The organism is Mycobacterium colombiense, assembly GCF_001672755.1.
GTDB classification, from domain to species: Bacteria; Actinomycetota; Actinomycetes; order Mycobacteriales; family Mycobacteriaceae; genus Mycobacterium; species Mycobacterium colombiense_C.
In genome coordinates this window covers 136,409-150,857 of sequence record NZ_LZKI01000033.1, presented here as the reverse complement: position 1 = coordinate 150,857, position 14,449 = coordinate 136,409, and the positions used below count along the sequence as shown (strand labels likewise).

Below are 14,449 nucleotides of genomic sequence, written 5' to 3'. Positions count from 1 at the left end.
CGAAGGTTCCGGCGGCGCGGGTGCAGCGGCACTCGGCTTCGCCACACCCGTGGCGGTGGTCCCGCCCGAGTGCGCTGTCGACTGGCCGGTGTGGTTGTCGCCGAGCGTCGCCCACAGCACCAGCGCCACCACGGCGATGACGGTGAAGGCGTACGACAGCGTCAGCCCGACCAGCGCACTCGGGCGGGACCACCGCCACGGGTGTGGCGAAGCCGAGTGCCGCTGCACCCGCGCCGCCGGAACCTTCGGTGACGGCCGAGGGCCTACAGTCGCTGGTGCTCACCGGTGAAGACGTTGCGGCCCTCATCAAAGCGCCCGGCATGTACGTCAACAAGACGTGGACTCAGACGCATGAACTGCAGCCGGGCGACAGCTTCGACCCCCCGGAGTGCACCCAAGCGGTGTTCAACGGCCTGACCGCGTCCTATCGCGACAGCGGTTACCGCGCCATCTACGGCGTCGACCTGGGCCAGCACACCAATGGTTTCCCGCATGGGGTTTCGGAGTTCGTCGCGACATTCGAGAATGCCGCGGCCGCAAAGGCTTTCGTCACCAGCGCGGTCAATCAGATCAACGGCTGCGCCGGAAAGCAGCTGACGTACTCGCACGGCGGCGTGTCCGGCATCTACACGGTCGGCACACCGACGCAAACCGGCCCGGTGACCTCGGTGCGCAGCACCCTTGGGACCGTGCAGGACAACGGCCGCACCACCGACGTCGGCGGCCAGCGCACCAGCGCACTGCGGGCCCTGGCGGCCAAGGCCAACGTCGTGGTCGACGTCGATGTGATCGGACGCGATCTCGGTGACGACGCCACCACCCTCGTGCAGGGCATCCTCGGGCGCATCCCGAGTTAAGCCGTCAGCCAACAGAATTGGCGAGGCGTCCGGCCGGCCTACAGAACCTGAACGTCGGCGGGCGACCAGAACGCGCGCATCGACGTGATCTTGGCGTCGCCGTCGAACGACATCGTCGAGATCGGCGAGATCCGGGTGCGGCTGTCACCGGCGTCGAGCGTCAGATGCCAGAAGAAGGCGGCTTCACCGCCGCCGATCCGTATTTCGGCGAGTTCGGTGTCCTTCTTGGCGTCTTGGAAGCCCGCATAGAACGCGCGGATGGCGTCATGGCCGCGGCGGATGTCGGATCCGATCGGATCCTCGATCGTGGCGTCAACGGCGTAGAGGGTCACGATGTCGTCGGCGGTGCCGGTTGCGACCAGCGCAAGGTAGCGTTTGACGGTCTCGGTGATGGCTTCGGGGGACGGCATAGCTTCGGACGCTACTCCCCGCCGTCGCCACCGTTGAGTTTCCCTATTCACGGCGATACTGGCGTCGTGACTTTCATCGAACGCCTCGCGACCCGTGAGATCTACCGGAACCCGTGGATGGTGCTGCGAGAGGATGACATCCGCCGCCCGGACGGCAGCAAGGGCATCTACAGCGTCGTCGACAAGCCGACCTATGCGCTCGTGATGCCCTACGACGGGCACCGCTTCCGGTTGGTCGAACAGTTTCGTTATCCCCTCGGCGAGCGACGCTGGGAGTTTCCGCAAGGCACCGCTCCCGACCTGGTCGACGCCGAACCGGCCGAGCTGGCCGCGCGCGAGCTACGGGAGGAAACCGGATTGAGCGCAACGTCGTTCGAGGCGCTCGGCCAGCTCGACGTCGCACCCGGAATGACCAGTCAGCGGGGCTGGGTGTTTTTGGCCACCGGTATCGCCGAGGGAGAAGCCGACCTCGAGCACGAGGAACAGGACATGCGCAGCGCGTGGTTTGCGCGTGCGGAGGTCGAGCGGATGATGCGCGGGGGAGTGATCGCCGACGCGCAGTCGATCGCCGCCTACGGGTTGTTCCTACTGCGGGTGGGATGAAAACCCGCGACGGCACTGCGATCGTGTCCGCGCCGAGACCACCCCGCGCCATCGAACGCCCATCATTGACGCAATGCGGCCGAGGTTTCGGGTAGTTGCGGTGCTCGCTGCCGCCGCCGCATCGGTCGTCGGCGCGCCCGGCATAGGCGCGCATGCCTTGGCGCCGGCGTGGAACGGCAAGTACTCACTGGTGAGGTATGCGGTCAGCAAAACCGGCACCAGCGTCGCCGCCACCCAATCCGAACCGACCTTCAGCGCGGACTACGTCTTCACCACCGCATGCTCCGCGGGCAGGTGCGTGGCCACCGCCAGCAACGGCCCCACGCCGAAGAATCCGACGTTGCCCCAGCCTTCGCACTACACCTGGGACGGCGCCAAGTGGGTTGAGCGCTTCGATTTCCAATGGGATTGCTATATGGGCGAAGGCGTTTCGAAGGTATGGGCACCCGCGAGGTCGTGGGCCTTCTACACACCGCAGCCCGATGGTTCGCTACGCGGGACCTGGCACACCGACATCAACAGCGGTCCCTGTCAGGGGAGCGTCGAAATGCCGGTGGCGGCGTTCGCCGCCGGGCCGGCATGACGGAGACGCCGTCACGACGACGCCTCTGGATCGATTAGGGGCAGTAGTTCGATTCCGCCGCGCTCACGATGGCCGTGGCGTCGCCGTAGTTGAAGGAACTGCTCAACCCGGAATGAACGTCGGTCGCGAGCTCGTCCGGAGTCTTGCCCGCGGCGCGATCCGAGCAGATGGCGTGCCCCAGCGAGATCAGAGTGCCTTCGCCACCCGGCTGCCACACCACGCCGATCTTCTTCAATTGGCCCAGGTACCCGTCATCGTCGGCGACGGCGACCCCGCTACCTACCGTTAACGCGGCAGCAACGACAGCAGCAACACATAACATCCGCAGCCCGCAAACAGTCTTCACTCTCGGCTCCTTCTCTCAGTGATGGTGACAACGGCCTCATTATGCGGCGTGCGGTGCGGGATTGCGCGGCGAATAGCAAAAGCTGGCAAACCAGCATTGAGCAACTATTTCCGGCGTCAGCAATCAAAAACTATCCCGGTGGCAACCACATCGGCAGACGGTGGTGTGGGCTGATCGGATACGTCGATCCGCCGACCCCGCCCGTGGTGCGTGCTATGGAAGGTGCCCAATCCTGTTGCTGGGTAATGACTTAGCGGATCAGTCCTGCGGCGTGGGGGTCATCGAGGCGATGTAATACGTTTCGTGCCCGGTCGGGTAGCCGCCTCCGCCGGTCGCGATATGAACATGGTCGTAATGGTCGGCGGTCTCCGAGCCCAGGTCCGCCATCCAGTTGCCGCCGCCGATGCCCGGGTAGATCTTCTGCCGCCAGATGACGTGGTTGATGCCCCACCGCTTCGCGTTCGCCAAGGCGTAGCCGGCGATCTGGTTGCCGAGCTCGATGCCTTCGGGGGAGTGGTAGTTCGGAATCATCACGTCGATCGCCAGCCCGTTGGGATGCCACGGCAACGGATCCTCGCGGTATCCGTAGATGGTCTTGATCTGAGGGAAGAGCACGGTGATGACGCGGGCCGCCCAGATGGTCTTGACCTGCAACCGTTCCTCGGATCCCACGCTGTGAGGCAATGCGAGCTGGAATTGCTGGCCGGCGGACGGGGCGGGCGGTGCCAGGGCTGTCAGCGATTCCACCTCGGCCGGACTGGCGGTGCGCGGTGCGCTGGCGGGCGGCCGCGCGGCGGCGGCGCTGGTGGTGGGAGTTGGCGCGGGCGTCTCGACGCAGCACCGTGTCTTGGTGCCCTGCGCGTGGATCATGGCGGCGGAGACGACGAGCGACGCCGCGATCGCCAGCCATCGCCCGCGGCCCTTGGCGAACACCTTCACGCCCACGACCAGCAGCTTAATGGCGTTTGTGACTCATGGGGTGGGTTTTCCACTGCTTGTCCAGCCGGGGCGAGCGGGCCACAATGACACGATGCCCGGGCGGTCGTTCGACGATGCGAATGCTTTTCACCGGATGATGCGCCGCTTCGCATCCACGACCGTGGGTGCGGCGCTTCTTCGCCCGACGGCGCACCACCTCGACCGTCTCATCACCAAGGCCACTGGTGGCAGGAACAGCTTCGCCGGTGTGGTGACCGGGATTCCCGTGGTCATGCTCACCACCACCGGCGCCAAATCCGGCGAACGCCGCACCGTCGCCGTGTACGGAATCCCGCGCCCGGACGGCGTGGGCCTGATCGCGTCCAACTTCGGCGGTACCAGGCATCCGGCCTGGTACCACAATCTGAAGGCCGATCCGGAAGCGACGGTCACCGTCGGCCGCGATACCTGGAGGGCCACCGCGCGGCTCGCGACCCCAGACGAGCGCGACGAGATCTGGGCCGAAGGCGTCGCGCTGTATCCCGGCTGGCGGAAGTACGAAGTGCGGGCCGGAGATCGACACATCGAGGCGTTCGTGCTGGCACGAACCTGAGGTGAGCAGTCCCTTCTCGGGCGCCCTCGCGCGGCGTAGCGTGTTTGCTGTTCGTAGAAGCGAACAAGGAGAACTGCAATGGCAGCCAAGTTCGAGATCAGCAAGGACAAAGCCGGCAAGTTTCGGTTCCACCTCAAAGCCGCCAACGGCGAGATCGTCGCCGCCAGCCAGGCCTATGAGATGAAGGAAAGTGCCTACAAAGGCATTGAGTCGGTCAAGACGAGTGCCCCCGCCGCGAAGGTCGTAGACCTGACCGAACGGGCGCCCGCGCACAACTAGCGCGAATCGCTGTACATCCCTCGCAAGCACGAAGATGAGGTGCTTGCGGAGGTGCTCTGCGCACGCTGGTGCCCCGGGGGGATCCGGCAACAGGTGCGGTTCGCTCGGCACGGCGTCGGTAGTCGGTGGGATTGGTGTGACCGACGGGGGTGCGGGTGTGGCGGTTGACCGTTCAGCGGCGGACGGTGGCCGGGGCGAGGTGCGCCATCCCGCGGAGAACCCACGGTGCGCGAGTGGCAATCAGCTCCACGGCTCGGTCCGAGCGTCGCATCGCGGTCCGACGGCCAGGGGTGGGGGTTGACGCCACTTCCGCCTCAGGCGACCCCGGCCGCGGGCCGTGGCGATCGACCGCTAGCAATTGCCAGGTGCCGGGCACACCACGCAGCTCGACGCTGCCACGGTCTTCGAAGCCAGTGCCCGACCCGACGACCAGGTCACGCACGGTACGGGACACGAGGATGTCGCCCGCCCCTGCTTGCCCGAGGATGCGCGCCGCGATGTGTACCGCGATTCCCCCGATGTCGTTGTCCAGTAGTTCGCATTCGCCGGTATGGATGCCGACGCGAATCTGGATGCCCAGGATCTCGGTGTCAGCGCGCAACGCCTCGGCGCAGCGGATGGCCTGCGTCGGGCCGTCGAACGTGGTGAGGTGGCCGTCACCGGTGCTCTTGACCACCGTGCCGCCGAACCGCTGCGTGAGTTCGGCGGTGATCTCACCAAAGCGGTACAGCACCGCCCGCCACCGCTCATCGCCCGCCGCCGCAGCGTGTTGGGTCGAGGCGACCATGTCGGTGAACAACACGGTGCGCAGGGCGCGATGTGACTGTGCGGGCGCGGCGTGGCCGCCGGTGAGGAACTCCTCGATGCCGGTCAGGATCTTGTCGGGCTCGGTCAAGAAGGGTGCGTGGTCCACACCCTCGACCTCGAGGTACCGCGCGCCGGGGATGTGGTCTGCGAGATACCGGCCGCCCTGCACCGGAACCGCGGGGTCCTCACGGGCATGGATGACCAGGGTTGGAGTGGTGATCGTCGGCAGGATCGGGCGCAGGTCGGTCAGAAAGGCCGCTTCGAATGACGCCCGCGCCATTCCCGGGCTCGCGCTCATGCGCTCCAACATTGCGAGCTGGCGTATGGACCGGACCGACGGCGCGCTGATGCTGGCTGCCGCACCGCTGCCCCACCCCGAGCGCACGGCGCGGCTGCCTTCCAGCCAGCGAGCCAGCTGTTCAACGGACGGCGTGTAGTCCTCACCTAGCTCGGAAAGGAAGCGCGCCCGCAGCTCTCCCGGGTCACGATTCATGTCGTCCCATCCGCAGGGATGGAACGAGTATGTGGCGCATAGGATCAGCGCCCGCACTCGCTCCGGCCGTGCTGCCGCGAACATCATGGACGCCGGTCCACCGTCACTCAGACCGGAGACGACGGCCCGTCCGAAGCCGACGGCGTCCATGACGGCCTCGATCTCGGCCACCCGATCATCGAGGGTGCGAACTTTTGGCACCGGGTCCGACAGCCCGACGCCGGCCTTGTCGAACAAGAGGACTCGACAGAACGTGGCGAGCTGCTCCATGAACGCCTTGAACTGGGGGAGGGTCCAGGCCAGCTCGAGGTGGCTGACGAACGGTCCGACGACGACGAGCTCTACAGGCCCGTCGCCGAACACCTGATACGCCAGGCTGAGATCGCCGCACTTGGCGTACGACGTGTCCGCCATTGGCTGAGCGTACTGCTGATCCCACCGCTCGGCGGGGCGCCAGTGATAATCCCCCAGGTAGATCCGCCTAGTGATCACTCAGGCGACTGTGACGGCGTCGACGTCGAGCTCGGTTCCTTCGAGGTTGGCTTTGAGGCCGACATCTCCTTGAGGGCGTGCGGGGCCATATAAGTTCGGACTGTGACCTGAAAAACAGCGTCTTACCTGTGTCAACCCTGGTGCCCCCGGCAGGATTCGAACCTGCGGCCGCGGTCGTAGCAAATGACACATGTGCCAGGTAAAACGCTTGTGACACAGTCGATTACGGGTCCATCCGCAGTCACAACAAGCTACAACAAAACAACGCCTGCAACAATCTCAAGGGGTAAGATGGGGGTAGATCAGAGCAACCCCGCAGTTCAGGTACTAAGTCCGCAGGATTCGAGACAGAGAAAATGCAAACAGATCCGTTTGCTTTCGTCAGACAAACCGGTTTTCCCGGAGCGAAACGATGAGCCGTCGCGACTGGGGCAAAATCAAGAAGCAGCCAACTAAGCGGCCGAGCTATCAAGCTAGTTACATCGGCCCTGACGGGAGACGGCATTACGCACCGCACACGTTCGCGTCAAAGACGTTCGCACAAGGGTGGTTAGCGCAAGAACGCGATTATAAGGAACGTTGCACGATCAACGGGGAGCGCTGGAAAACACCGACCGAGCGCGCAACGCAGAAGCAAGCCGAAGTGCTGCGGCTGTCTACATACGGCAAGACAGTGATTGATCAACGCAAACTGGCTCAGAGCACGCGAATCGAATACAACGCAAAATGGTCGCAGTTGATCGAACCGAAGCTAGGCACGCTGGCTGTGCGGGATTTGACCCCTGCGGCGGTTCGCACGTGGTTTGCGTCTCTGGACGCCACGAAAGCAACCCGCAACCGGCACGCCTACGGCATTTTGAGCATGATCTGCAACACTGCAGTGCGCGACGGCCTGCTGGACCGCAATCCCTGCGATGTGCGCGGCGCGATGAGTCCCCGGGGTAAGAAGAAGGACAAGACACCTACGACGGTCGAGCTGCACGGCATCGCCGACAAGCTCGGCGCTGACCCGCGCTTCGAGCGTTTTCGCGTGCTGGTGCTGTTGGCGGGTTGGTGCGGACTGCGTTTCGGGGAGGTATCCGAGTTGCGCCGCCAGGACATCGGCCGCGATTGCACGACGGTCACGATCAGCCGTGCGGTGAGACATCGTCGAGATCCGGACAATCCCGATCAGTGGTGCCGGATCAGCACGACAAAAACCGGCGACGAACGCATCGTGACGGTTCCCCCGCATATACGCGACGACGTGAAAGAGCACCTGGCGAGGCATGTCGGCAGGAGTCTTAATGCGTTGCTGTTCGAACCTGCGCGGGGTGGCTGTCACCTAAATGATCGCGTATTCAACAAAGACGTTTTTCAGCCGGCGGCCAGAGATATTGGCATAGGAGATATCTCGTCTCACGATCTGCGCCATTTTGCCGGAACGAAGAACGCTGCGGTGTCTTCGTTGGCTGAGAACATGGCTCGTCTCGGGCACAAGACCGTGGAGGCAGCGCTGCGCTATCAGCATTCCCAAGACGGTCGCGATGCCATCGTGGCGGCGAACCTGTCGGCCAACGCGCTGGCCGAACTGGCGGAAACAACCGAGCAGAACGACGCTGACGCTGAGCTACTGCAGCCGCACTGACCAGCGGAAAGAGCCATTTGTTACAGGGTGTTACGGGGTGTTTTGCCGATTCTAAAAATCCCCATATGCGAATAGCGCCCGAACACCCCGTAACACCCCGTAACACAATTCAAGCAATCGCTTGCGATTGAGCCGAACAGCGCAAAATTGCACCGATAGTCATGTCGCGGATGAGCCAGCGTCTCAGGGTATGCGAAATGTATAGCGATTGCCATCCGGCTACGTCGCTGCACGTATGGATTTAGTCCGAGTTCCCGACCGCGACACGCCGAAAACAATCGCGTGAGCGGTCGAATGCGCAGAGAATAGGGTCATGACAGTCGTCAGTACCACCGAGACTCCTTCTGCGGCGCCCACAAAGGCGCACCAGAGCACGACGGCGGATAGAGCAACGACGTAGACCGCTATAGGAACCGAAGATGACTGACCTATCGAGATCCCGACCTATCGACCGGTGGGAACGCAGTGCCCATCCGGAGCGGCGATGCACCGCGCACAGGAAGAACGGCGACCAGTGCAAGAACGCCGCGCGCCACGGAACGAACGTCTGCGACTTCCACGGCGCCAAGGCGCCGCAGGTGAAACGCAAAGCGCGGCAACGGATCGAGGAAGCAGCCGATCGGATGGCGTGCGAACTGTTGAAGATGGCAACCGACGACAACGTGGCTGATTCGGTCAAACTCGCGGCGATTCGAGACGCACTCGATCGGGCGGGACTGGCCGCGAAGAACGCCGTCGAAGTAGAGGTGGGACCGCCCAAGCCTTATCAAGTCATCCTGGAGACAATCGAAGCCGGCTCTCGCGCCGACTACCGCCGCAGCATCGGCCAACTCGACGCAATTGAATTGCAATAGCACCACACCGGCGGATCATCCGCGCCCTCGGACAACGCCCACGATGATCGCACGTCGCAAGCTGCTCCTTCGTCAAGCGTTTTCAAGCGAAAACTCAGTTGTCGGCGTTGCATTGGTGGGCCATCAGCTGGAATCAGCGTTATCACAGCAGCTGGGGCAAGAGTCGATCGAAACGACAATCGGCCCACTTGGACCACCTTTACCCGCGACAGCAGTCATGACCCACCCCCGGAAGCGCCCTGCAAAACGATCTGGCTGTCATCGGCGCTTTCGTGTATTTCGACGTCGTTGAGTCGGTTTTGACTTCCGGGGCTTTCTCGGCCGCGGCCTTGACTGCTGCCGAGGTGGTTGGAGTTGAAGTCGCTCTACGAGCTTCTCCATCTCGGGATCGTCGACGATACGATCGTTATGGTACGCGACGTCACATACTTCACCTGCCTCGTCGAACGAAATACATACCGCTCGATCCGACTTCAACTGGTACTTCTTCGCTTTCGCGTAAGTCGACAGATTTTCGATCGCCTTCGCCGGGGGAGTTCCGAGTGGGCATGACCCCACGATGATCACAGGTAGTCCCCAGAGGCCCGCGAATGCTTGCATCGCGGTGTGGCTTTGGTGATCCCGCCGAGTCAAATTGAGGACGGACTTAGTGGCACGCTCGAGGTTAGCCTGTGATTCCCCAGAGGCCGCCAGCAAGTCAGCTGTAACTCGCAGCCATCCGCGCGGCCGCCGAGTCGTCAGGCCGTCAACCAGCTTGAGAATGAACGGGTTCGACGCGAATGCTGGTTTCTCGGCCGGGAATGGACTGGATCCGTCTTCTTGGTACATCCATGCGTCCAGTGGGTTGGTGTGGGTCAAAACGCGCGTGGGATTCTGCGAACGTCTGAAGCGTCGGCGAGCGGCTTTCGTTGGCTTGGGTGTCATTGGATGATCCGAGGCGACTTGATCGGGATCCGGTTCGGTGTAGAGATGATCGTCGCTTAGGAACAACATGAAAAGGTCAAGTTCATCGGTCGCACGGTACAGTTTCGCGACCCCTGAATCTGATCGCCGCCTCACATACAAGAGAAACTCGGCGGGCCGATCCACGACCTGGGCGATCACGGACAGGTCGTGCAGAGAGGTGATCCAAGGCAACTTGTCATCGTTAAGAATGCCGGCTCGGCGCAGATCATCCATCGCGATAGCCAGCGGACCGATGTCATCAAGACACACAGCGATGGACCGAACCTCGCGAACGAAGTCGAGGTCAAGCCAGGTGCGGTCGGCCAGCCAGATGCCGCCGTTCTCCTCGATAAGTTTCTCGAGCCGACGTGCTTGGGTCGCTGCGGATCCAACAATATTGGCAAGTTCCCGCGCCAGTCGGCGGACATCGCCGCGTCGGGCCTGGTCGGCAACGCTACGTCCCTTGACCTCGACGCACAATGCGAGATCGTCGATGATGAACAGCCCGTCGCACTCCGTCTCCTTCGCAACTTTCGTCAGGTTGGTGCAACCGGAACCCAAGTCGCTTGTGTCGACACCCTCCTTCGGGGCGAAGTACCTTAGCCCCCGGTACTGGGCCTCGGTCTGCAGAAGTGTTTCGATCTCGTGGATCGCGAGCCCCTCGCTGAACGCGGTTCGCGCTTTGTCGTAGGCGTTCCATCTGGGACCGTCCTTCAAAGCCTCTTCAACGATGTATCGAAGAGCATCGACACCAATTGGGTTACCGGCGATCACATAGTTGCCCTGGCCGTCAGTAACTAAGCCAGCCGTTCGAAAGGGGTTGTCGCCTCGTAGGAAGGCGATGACTGCATCTCCTGGGTCGCGCTCGTTGAATTTGATGCTGAAGGCATTGAGGATTCGCTGAAGAACCTCGGCGTCGTAGTCCACGCGGTCAGTGAGATCACCAGTGGTGAAGTGAGCCCTCTCGCCGGGTAGGAACATCATCTGGATCATGGCCTCGCCGAATCGCTCTCCGACATCTGGCGGGACCGCGTCAGGCGTTCCGTACTCCTCAACGATTGCAGCAGTCTCGTCCCGGAGAGCCATGAACCGGTCGCTGTAAAGATCTGCGATCGCATCACGCGCTTGAACGAACTGCTCGTAGCTGAAGCCAAGCGCCGTCTCGACGACGTCGCGTAAACGGTCGCTGTTGAGGAGGGCGGCGTTCTGCTGATCCTGCAGGTGTGGATACTGCATCGTTCGGACATTGACCACGTTGGCTTGGTACTCGGCAGCCAGCGCGGCGAGTGGCTCGTCGGAAAAGCGAGCACTCGCCATTACGTAAAAGGTTGTCAACTGAAGCAGGCGCATTGCGGCGTCGTGCAGCGCTGGTATTAATTCGTGGGGATGCGGGGCATCGACCGGATTCGGGTCCACCGCCAGGCGACACGCTCGACAGGTAAGAATCAGAACAATCATCTCTAACGCCGCACCGCTGCCTTCGAAGTCCGGTTCCAGTCCCAATACCGGTGAAATGGGCACTTCACGTAGCCTCATTAGTTCGATGAGGTCGAATGCGTCCGCTGCGGCCATTTGTCCCACGAGAGCGGCCACCTCTTGTCGTACCCTCGATTTGAAAGCTGCTTGGAGGTCCTCGATCGAGTCGAACGAGCCCATTTTCAGGAGGTCTTCGAAAGATCCCGCCGTGATGCGCAGGTCGGTTGATCCGGCTATGAATTCCACCAGGCCATGTTCGCAGAGATGGCCGACAAGTCGGCCTTGATCTTCGGTCAGTCCGGGTCGGTCACGACCGGTGCACGACTAGGTTGTCATCGGCGTGCAAGCGCGTCGGTCATACCCCTGTGCTCTGTCTCGAAAACGATGGATCCTTGGAGGACCGTCCTCTGTCGGCACTCTATCTCCGCTAGCACGTAGCCAAGTCGCGTATCTGGCGAACGCATGCGCCGATTACTGTAAGCTCCGTCACATCGGGCGGGCTAGGCAAAGTCTGATCAGGGGGGTCATAGGACAGCGATGGTGAGGCCTAAGCGTTTCACTGTTGAGTTGGTTAAAAGCGACCCGGACGGCCAACCGTCGGCGCTGTGCCGCGACCTTGTGGTTGACTGCAAAGGACGGCTCCGTAGGCTTCAATCTCTGACGGAGGACTTCTTAAGTGAAGCGCAACCAATGCACTGTCCTGCCGGTCGCGAAGGTGCTTGGATAGCGGTGCCTCTCGGACTTGACGTCGCGGTCTGCCAGTGGGATCCCGGCCCGAAGGCACTATGGGACTTGCGGATAGACGGAGTTGGAGTGCTGAAAGTTGTGAGAATCCTTCGAAAGCGCGACTTCCACAGGTTCTTCAATAGATTCGAGATGCCTGAGTGAATCGCACCAACGGTGTGTTGCGATGGTCTATTACGCCAGCAGCTGGCGTCGTATGTTATTTATTATTGACTCCTCATATCGATTTTTCCAAGACGGCGGATATTTCTCTTTTCTTTTCCACTTGCACACTGCTCCTTGGCACGTTTATGGTGGCGCTTGCTCTTCTGACTGTCGTATCTCCGCTCTTTAGCCTAAGAATTCGTCAGCTTTTGGGAGACGTTACCTTTTGGTATATTCTCGTTGGCGTCGTCGCCTCCCTGGCTGGAATCCTTAGTGGCGGCTCGGACTGCTTGTCCCAATTATTACTTTCTACAACTGTCGGCGCTGTTGTCGGCGCGGTTCTCGCTATAACCCGATTAGGCGTCCAAAACGTCAGTATTCAGCGCGATGATGCGCACAGCATACTCGCGCAAAGGCTGGGTTCCCCGCCTCCTGCAGGCGGCGGGAAACAATAGGATACCTGCGGCCTGCTGCAACCTAGATTAGGGATTTATCGGATTGCTCAAGCGCAATGACGCTTGCTTCCATCGATGCCTCAAAAAGATCCGGCGATAGTTTCCCTTTGCGCTTACTCACCGCAGCAACATTGCCCCCAACTATAGAATCCACCAGAGTAGCGGCCTCGCCCAGAGCCGCATCCGTAACTGCTTTTGTGAGTAGACGGTCTGGAGATAATGCGATTATCGCGCCAAAACCCGCCGCACTGCCACAAATTGCGGTCAACAAATGTCGTTTCAGCACGTGACCTAATTGCAACTTAAGCATGCGCTCGTTCATGCATGCCACCTTTGGCTCTAAGACACGCCGCTCATCCAGTGAAACGAGGCGCGTATCGACTGCCGTTTGCAATACATCTTTCGTGATTTGCTGCACTTGCCGATCGATTTCATCTGCGCCTACCAGTTGAACGAGTCCAGGAAACGGATCCTCCTCCGCGTCACCTAGCTCAACAGGATCAGAACACGTCTGTCGGACTTCTGATGCGGGAGTATCTTCAGCATCCAGGCTGGCGAGGGCGACCTCCAGAGGGATAGTCCTTCCCTCGTTTCGGGCATTTTCAGCCAGGCGACGGCTCTCCGCGATTTCTGGTGAGTATGAGAGGATCAGCGCCTCCGCATGCTCGGGGTCTACCGGCACCAGAGCTGCGAAAGGTCGCCCGCGTCGCGTGATTAGCACAGGCTTTTGGTCATGCTCAATGCGCTCAAATATTGCTGCCGCGTCCCTTAGAAGGGCGCGAACGCCAACTGAGGCCATCACTCCATCTCCTTGTCTGACATCTGCTTGACATCGTACTACGGCTCGCGCGTCGCCGCTAGCATCGGAACGGCCCACCGCGCGGCTCGTCGCACTTCGTCATGAGTTGAGCCGTCTCTAAAACGATGGGTTGTTGAGAGTGAGACACGCTCGGCACCGCCGATACGCCACCAGCCGCGACGCAGCTGGCCGCCTGTCTTGAAAACCCGTCTCAAAACCACTATTCTCAAAACCAGGGAACCGATGGGTTTATGCGACTAGGAGCCGCCATGGCAGTAATCGGGTATGCGAGGGTCTCGACCGCCGACCAGAACATGGCGCTGCAGCTGGACGCACTCCGTGAGGCAGGTGTCGAGCGCGTGTTCCGCGATCAGGGCGTCAGCGGTTCCACCGCCGACCGACCCGGTCTTGAGAAGTGCCTCGACCACTTGCGAGAAGGTGACGTCCTCACGGTGTGGAAGCTCGACCGGCTCGGACGCAATACCCAACATGTTCTCGCCGTCGTAGACGCGTTGACGTCACGAGGCATCGGATTTCGCAGTATCACGGAAGGCCTTCACACCGAGGGTGCGATGGGCAAGGCGATGCTGACGATCATGGCCGCGTTCGCCCAACTCGAACGCGACACCATGATTGAGCGCACGCGTGCGGGACTAGCAGCAGCCGCAGCCAACGGACGCAAGGGTGGTCGCCCCCGAATCGTCGATGACGCCACCGCGACCAAGGCGCGCGACCTCCGGGAGAAGGGAGTGGCGGCCACCGACATAGCGAAGATGCTCGGCGTCTCTCGGGCCACTGTCTATCGCTACCTCGCCAGCGACGTTCCCTGTCCGGCCTGACCCGATCTTCCGAGTTTAGTGACGTTGGGGCCAGGTGATTTGGTGCGGTGAACAGCCCGCGAACAGTCGCGTATCACCGGTATGTTCCATCGGGGGACTGACCACTGGGCGAGGCCGCAGATGCGCCTAACCAGCGCTGGCCTCAGTGCCTACGACCGGCTTAGC

General features: G+C 61.8%; 15 protein-coding genes and 2 pseudogenes. 9 read left to right on the top strand and 8 right to left on the bottom strand.

Annotated features, from left to right (window positions below; genetic code table 11):
• Positions 1–228: pseudogene (locus A5708_RS27125) on the bottom strand (hypothetical protein); the annotation flags it as partial.
• 20 nt (positions 229–248) lie between these two features.
• On the opposite strand from A5708_RS27125, the gene A5708_RS04275 reads away from it, so the two are divergent.
• Positions 249–857 (top strand): sensor domain-containing protein, encoded by a 609-nt coding sequence (locus A5708_RS04275; protein ID WP_065027424.1) that lies wholly within the window; start codon positions 249–251, stop codon positions 855–857.
• Between the two features lie 38 nt (positions 858–895).
• On the opposite strand, the gene A5708_RS04270 is transcribed toward A5708_RS04275, so the two are convergent.
• Positions 896–1,267, bottom strand: a complete 372-nt coding sequence (locus tag A5708_RS04270; RefSeq protein ID WP_065027423.1) for a nuclear transport factor 2 family protein — start codon at positions 1,265–1,267, stop codon at positions 896–898.
• Positions 1,268–1,384: 117 nt separating this feature from the next.
• Here A5708_RS04270 and A5708_RS04265 point away from each other — a divergent pair, with 117 nt between their 5' ends.
• Positions 1,385–1,870, top strand: a complete 486-nt coding sequence (locus tag A5708_RS04265) for an NUDIX domain-containing protein (RefSeq protein ID WP_231117809.1) — start codon at positions 1,385–1,387, stop codon at positions 1,868–1,870.
• Between the two features lie 73 nt (positions 1,871–1,943).
• Entirely contained in the window at positions 1,944–2,453 is a 510-nt protein-coding gene (locus tag A5708_RS04260; RefSeq protein WP_065027421.1) for a hypothetical protein, read from the top strand.
• 34 nt (positions 2,454–2,487) lie between these two features.
• Here A5708_RS04260 and A5708_RS04255 read toward each other — a convergent pair whose 3' ends face one another.
• Both A5708_RS04255 and A5708_RS04250 read right to left on the bottom strand, forming a co-directional pair.
• The gene (locus A5708_RS04255; RefSeq protein WP_065027420.1) at positions 2,488–2,775 is read right to left on the bottom strand and encodes a DUF732 domain-containing protein; all 288 of its coding nucleotides are present in this window, start codon (positions 2,773–2,775) and stop codon (positions 2,488–2,490) included.
• A gap of 282 nt (positions 2,776–3,057) precedes the next feature.
• Entirely contained in the window at positions 3,058–3,744 is a 687-nt protein-coding gene (locus A5708_RS04250) for a glycoside hydrolase (RefSeq protein ID WP_065027419.1), read from the bottom strand.
• An 85-nt stretch (positions 3,745–3,829) separates the two neighbouring features.
• Here A5708_RS04250 and A5708_RS04245 point away from each other — a divergent pair, with 85 nt between their 5' ends.
• Entirely contained in the window at positions 3,830–4,330 is a 501-nt protein-coding gene (locus A5708_RS04245) for a nitroreductase family deazaflavin-dependent oxidoreductase (RefSeq protein ID WP_065027418.1), read from the top strand.
• 78 nt (positions 4,331–4,408) lie between these two features.
• Entirely contained in the window at positions 4,409–4,609 is a 201-nt protein-coding gene (locus A5708_RS04240; protein WP_065027417.1) for a YegP family protein, read from the top strand.
• Between the two features lie 172 nt (positions 4,610–4,781).
• Here A5708_RS04240 and A5708_RS04235 read toward each other — a convergent pair whose 3' ends face one another.
• Complete coding sequence (locus tag A5708_RS04235; RefSeq protein WP_065027416.1) at positions 4,782–6,323, bottom strand: adenylate/guanylate cyclase domain-containing protein; 1,542 nt, start codon at positions 6,321–6,323, stop codon at positions 4,782–4,784.
• A gap of 490 nt (positions 6,324–6,813) precedes the next feature.
• On the opposite strand from A5708_RS04235, the gene A5708_RS04230 reads away from it, so the two are divergent.
• Both A5708_RS04230 and A5708_RS26635 read left to right on the top strand, forming a co-directional pair.
• Entirely contained in the window at positions 6,814–8,028 is a 1,215-nt protein-coding gene (locus tag A5708_RS04230) for a tyrosine-type recombinase/integrase (RefSeq protein WP_065027415.1), read from the top strand.
• Between the two features lie 644 nt (positions 8,029–8,672).
• Positions 8,673–8,882: a hypothetical protein gene (locus tag A5708_RS26635; protein ID WP_155765884.1), complete on the top strand. Its 210-nt coding sequence runs from the start codon at positions 8,673–8,675 to the stop codon at positions 8,880–8,882.
• A gap of 258 nt (positions 8,883–9,140) precedes the next feature.
• Here A5708_RS26635 and A5708_RS04220 read toward each other — a convergent pair whose 3' ends face one another.
• Complete coding sequence (locus A5708_RS04220; RefSeq protein WP_081292813.1) at positions 9,141–11,549, bottom strand: hypothetical protein; 2,409 nt, start codon at positions 11,547–11,549, stop codon at positions 9,141–9,143.
• 638 nt (positions 11,550–12,187) lie between these two features.
• On the opposite strand from A5708_RS04220, the gene A5708_RS26630 reads away from it, so the two are divergent.
• Positions 12,188–12,646 carry a hypothetical protein gene (locus A5708_RS26630; RefSeq protein WP_155765883.1) on the top strand — a complete coding sequence of 153 codons (459 nt, stop codon included), beginning with the start codon at positions 12,188–12,190 and terminating at the stop codon, positions 12,644–12,646.
• A gap of 22 nt (positions 12,647–12,668) precedes the next feature.
• On the opposite strand, the gene A5708_RS25935 is transcribed toward A5708_RS26630, so the two are convergent.
• Entirely contained in the window at positions 12,669–13,328 is a 660-nt protein-coding gene (locus A5708_RS25935) for a hypothetical protein (RefSeq protein WP_231117807.1), read from the bottom strand.
• Positions 13,329–13,445: pseudogene (locus tag A5708_RS27925) on the bottom strand (hypothetical protein); the annotation flags it as partial.
• A 269-nt stretch (positions 13,446–13,714) separates the two neighbouring features.
• On the opposite strand from A5708_RS27925, the gene A5708_RS04215 reads away from it, so the two are divergent.
• The gene (locus tag A5708_RS04215; protein WP_065027413.1) at positions 13,715–14,284 is read left to right on the top strand and encodes a recombinase family protein; all 570 of its coding nucleotides are present in this window, start codon (positions 13,715–13,717) and stop codon (positions 14,282–14,284) included.
• Positions 14,285–14,449: the final 165 nt, after the last annotated feature.

What these genes read in the sequence shown, in the direction of transcription:
- A5708_RS26635 (WP_155765884.1), top strand. Translation starts at nt 8,673, where the DNA reads ATGGCAACCGACGACAACGTGGCTGATTCGGTCAAACTCGCGGCGATT.
- A5708_RS04270 (WP_065027423.1), bottom strand. Translation starts at nt 1,267, where the DNA reads ATGCCGTCCCCCGAAGCCATCACCGAGACCGTCAAACGCTACCTTGCG.
- A5708_RS04245 (WP_065027418.1), top strand. Translation starts at nt 3,830, where the DNA reads ATGCCCGGGCGGTCGTTCGACGATGCGAATGCTTTTCACCGGATGATG.
- A5708_RS04235 (WP_065027416.1), bottom strand. Translation starts at nt 6,323, where the DNA reads ATGGCGGACACGTCGTACGCCAAGTGCGGCGATCTCAGCCTGGCGTAT.
- A5708_RS04265 (WP_231117809.1), top strand. Translation starts at nt 1,385, where the DNA reads ATGGTGCTGCGAGAGGATGACATCCGCCGCCCGGACGGCAGCAAGGGC.
- A5708_RS04240 (WP_065027417.1), top strand. Translation starts at nt 4,409, where the DNA reads ATGGCAGCCAAGTTCGAGATCAGCAAGGACAAAGCCGGCAAGTTTCGG.
- A5708_RS04230 (WP_065027415.1), top strand. Translation starts at nt 6,814, where the DNA reads ATGAGCCGTCGCGACTGGGGCAAAATCAAGAAGCAGCCAACTAAGCGG.
- A5708_RS04215 (WP_065027413.1), top strand. Translation starts at nt 13,715, where the DNA reads ATGGCAGTAATCGGGTATGCGAGGGTCTCGACCGCCGACCAGAACATG.
- A5708_RS04260 (WP_065027421.1), top strand. Translation starts at nt 1,944, where the DNA reads ATGCGGCCGAGGTTTCGGGTAGTTGCGGTGCTCGCTGCCGCCGCCGCA.
- A5708_RS04255 (WP_065027420.1), bottom strand. Translation starts at nt 2,775, where the DNA reads ATGTTATGTGTTGCTGCTGTCGTTGCTGCCGCGTTAACGGTAGGTAGC.